Source organism: Rhodoblastus sp., assembly GCF_052145335.1.
Taxonomy (GTDB): Bacteria; Pseudomonadota; Alphaproteobacteria; order Rhizobiales; family Beijerinckiaceae; genus Rhodoblastus.
In genome coordinates this window covers 1-3,156 of record NZ_JBKQOU010000310.1, presented here as the reverse complement: position 1 = coordinate 3,156, position 3,156 = coordinate 1, and the positions used below count along the sequence as shown (strand labels likewise).

Annotated in this window: 5 protein-coding genes; 2 read left to right on the top strand and 3 right to left on the bottom strand. The window is 61.6% G+C overall.

The features are described from left to right. The 3 genes from ACLP2E_RS19020 to ACLP2E_RS19010 all read right to left on the bottom strand — a co-directional run. The coding region (locus tag ACLP2E_RS19020; protein WP_442466814.1) for an ATP-binding cassette domain-containing protein at positions 1 to 197 on the bottom strand (197 nt) is incomplete at its 3' end. Positions 198 to 226: 29 nt separating this feature from the next. After that, a complete protein-coding gene (locus ACLP2E_RS19015) occupies positions 227 to 1,450 on the bottom strand; it encodes an efflux RND transporter periplasmic adaptor subunit (protein WP_442466813.1) in 1,224 nt (407 codons plus the stop codon). Positions 1,451 to 1,526: 76 nt separating this feature from the next. Further along, positions 1,527 to 2,141 carry a hypothetical protein gene (locus tag ACLP2E_RS19010; protein ID WP_442466812.1) on the bottom strand — a complete coding sequence of 205 codons (615 nt, stop codon included), beginning with the start codon at positions 2,139 to 2,141 and terminating at the stop codon, positions 1,527 to 1,529. A 234-nt stretch (positions 2,142 to 2,375) separates the two neighbouring features. Here ACLP2E_RS19010 and ACLP2E_RS19005 point away from each other — a divergent pair, with 234 nt between their 5' ends. Together ACLP2E_RS19005 and ACLP2E_RS19000 are read left to right on the top strand one after the other, a co-directional pair. After that, positions 2,376 to 2,570 (top strand): hypothetical protein, encoded by a 195-nt coding sequence (locus ACLP2E_RS19005; protein ID WP_442466811.1) that lies wholly within the window; start codon positions 2,376 to 2,378, stop codon positions 2,568 to 2,570. Continuing rightward, on the top strand, positions 2,498 to 3,028 hold the full coding sequence (locus ACLP2E_RS19000) for a LysR substrate-binding domain-containing protein (RefSeq protein WP_442466810.1): 531 nt from the start codon (positions 2,498 to 2,500) through the stop codon (positions 3,026 to 3,028). The genes ACLP2E_RS19005 and ACLP2E_RS19000 overlap by 73 nt, the downstream gene beginning before the upstream one ends. Positions 3,029 to 3,156 lie beyond the last annotated feature (128 nt).

Sequence of the window (3,156 nt, the reverse complement as noted above, 5' to 3'; positions counted from 1 at the left end):
TAATGGCCGCCGCTCGGCCGGTCGAGACAACCGAGAATCGCCATCAGCGTCGACTTGCCCGAACCCGACGAGCCCATGATGGCGACAAACTCGCCGCGTTCGATCGTCTGGCTGACCGAACGCAAGGCGCGCACCTCGACATCGCCGACAACAAAAGTCCGCGTGACGTTTTCAACCCTGAGGACAGGCTCCGGCATGGCTTTTCCTGGCTGCGACAAACGAACCCTCAATGGGCGCTGGCGCCCCGCTCCTCGCCGACGATGATCTTGTCGCCGTCATGCAGATCGCCCTGGACGATCTCGGTGAAATTCTCGTCGTCGAGTCCGACGACGACATCCACCGCCACCGGCTGTCCATCGCGCAAAACCCACAGCCGCCCGCCGCCCTGCTTGACCGGCGTCGCGGCGCCGGCAAAGGCGCTTGGCGTATAACGCAGCGCCTGATTTGGCGCGCGCAGGACATTGGCGCGCTGATCGACGATAATCCGCGTCGAAGCCGTCATGCCGGGCTTCAGCGCGAGGTCCGTGTTGTCGACGCTGACCACGGCGTCGAAAGTCACGACATTCTGCACCGTCTGCGGCGATTGCCGCACCTGCGTGACGACGCCGGAGAACACGCGGTTGGGGAAGGCGTCGACGCTGAATGTGGCCTTGTCGCCCTCCTTGATTCCGCCGATGTCGCTCTCGCTGACATTGGTGTCGACCTGCATCCGCGTGAGGTCGGTGGCGATCAGGAACAGGGTCGGCGTCTGCAGGCTGGCGGCCAGCGTCTGGCCCTGGGTGACATTGCGCGACACCACCGTGCCGCTCACCGGCGCGGTGATGTCGGTATAATCGAGATTGACCTGCGCGGAGTCGAGTTCCGCCTGGCGCTGCTGGATCGTCGCCTGATCGAACCCGACCTGCGCCTCGGCCTGATCGCGATTGTTCTTCGACTGGTCGGCGGCGTCCTTGGCGACGGAATCCTCCTTGAGCAGCAAGCGATTGCGCTCCCAGTTCTGGTTTGTATAAACTAGATTGGCCTGATCCTTGACCAGTTGCGCCTTGGCCACCGCCAGATTGGCCTTGGCCTGATCGACGAGGGTCTGATAGGGGCGCGGATCGATCTTGGCGCAGACCTGGCCTGCCTTCACCCTGGTGTTGTAGTCGCAATACAACTGTTCGAGCACGCCGGAGACGTAGCTGCCGACAATGATGGTCAGTTCAGGATTGACCGTGCCCGTCGCCGCCGCCGTCCGCGTGATGTCGCCGCGCGTCGCCGCGACGCTGACATAGCGTGTGGCGGGCGCGTTATGGCTGGTCCGCAGATAGACGCCGACGCCCGCGAGCGCCAGCAGGATTCCCAGGGCGATCCAGGGGCCTCTACCCCGACCCTGCAAAAGCCGGGAGCCGGGAGCCGATTTCGGCGCGCCCGGGAGTGTGATCGTCTGCGGCTGGGCTTCGTTGGTCATCGCATTGCCGCTCCACCTGGACGTTTTCGATCTGGGGCGGCCCGACGCAAAGGGCCTTGATCCATGGCAAGATCGACTATTTCAGTCCAAGCATCCTGTTTTCATGAAGATAGGCCGAGAAACTATCGTAATTCGAGGCGAGTGTCTCGACAGCTTCGGCGAGGGTTTCAATCGAATAGTCAACTTTGTCCTCGTCGCATTCGATGTAGCGAGCGCCGGATTCATCCGGATCGCCATGCAACGGCTTCACCCCGGGCCGGCGACGGAAGATCCAGACCGACTGGATCAGATAAGGCGTTGGCGCGTGAACCCACGCTGAATGAGCGATGTCATTGCGCAACGGCAAAAACGTGTTCGGCACGGTCAGATAGTTGCAGATCCGGTCAAATCGATCGAATGGGATCGCGCGGTGACGGAGGAGATCGATCAGCGCCAGCCTTTTGTCACGAAAGTCGAGGTTGCGGGTCAAAATCATGATGGCGCTGGCATTCGATCCGGCGACGGCCGCCGTAAGCTCAAGCATCAGCAGCTCATAACGTGCGAACCAGCGAATGATGGCGCCGAAGAGCTGGAGATGTTTCTCGGTGAGACAATCCTCCCCGGTGCTGTTCATTTTCAACGGCTCCTTTGCCACGTTTCGCGTCTCGTCGGGCCTGTCTGAATGATCAGACTTTGCTTCACGTGCGCTCACCGCAGGCAAGCGCCTCATTCGGTTAGCAGGGGATAGATCTTGGCGGCGATGGCGACCAGAACCGCCGTCATGCCCAAAAGCACCCCAAAATCCAGCGGCAAGCCGTAAACAGGCGCGACCTTGGCCGTAAAGCCCGGGTTTTCGTGGCGTGGCGCAACTTTGTCGCCGCTCGGCCGTTGAGTTCAAGCGTGTAAGGCGAAAGCCGTCGCGCCCATTCTCGAAGCGGAGGCCAAAATGAAAGACCTGAAAATTTCCCTGATCGCCGCCGCGACCCTGTCCGCCGTCTGCCTGACATCGACCGACGCCAGCGCCAGATGCGGGCGCTGGGGCCCAACCGGCTATCATTACTACCGTCATTGCGCCGGGCCGGGCTTCCTCTATCCGCACCATCGCCACTGCTACCACAGTGGACTCTGCGTCTACCACTAAAGCCTTTTCCGATCCGATGGCACAGTCCGCATCAGCACAAGCGAGATCATGGGCGCCGAGATATTGCCGCCTATGCTGGCCGACTGCGGCAGAAACATCCCGCTTCGGAGTTCGGATTGGTCCTCTCCAATTCCGTCGATAATCTCCTGCGACGCGACGCCGACATCGCCGTACGCATGGTCCAGCCCGCGCAGGAGGCCCTAGTTGTCAAGAAACCGGGCGTCGTCAGCGTAGGCCTTCGTGCGCACCGGGACTATCTCGCGCACGCGGGCGCGCCAGCCACCCTCAACGATTTAACGAAGCACAGCTTGATAGGCTTCGACCGCGAGACGCCTGCTATCCGCGCTATGCGCAGCCGCGTGCCTGGCGCTGAAGCCATTCGCTTTTCCTTCCGAGCCGACAGCGACATCGCGCAATTGCGCGCGATCAAGGCGGCCTTCGGCATCGGAATCTGCTAGGTGGGGTTGGCGAAACAAGTCCTGATCTGATGCGCCTGTTGCCAGAAGCCTTCGAACTCAAGCTTGGCGTCTGGCTCACCATGCATGAAAATCTGCGCGCTACACCCTGCTGCCGTGCCGTATTCGAC

What these genes read in the sequence shown, in the direction of transcription:
- ACLP2E_RS19015 (WP_442466813.1), bottom strand. Translation starts at nt 1,450, where the DNA reads ATGACCAACGAAGCCCAGCCGCAGACGATCACACTCCCGGGCGCGCCG.
- ACLP2E_RS19005 (WP_442466811.1), top strand. Translation starts at nt 2,376, where the DNA reads ATGAAAGACCTGAAAATTTCCCTGATCGCCGCCGCGACCCTGTCCGCC.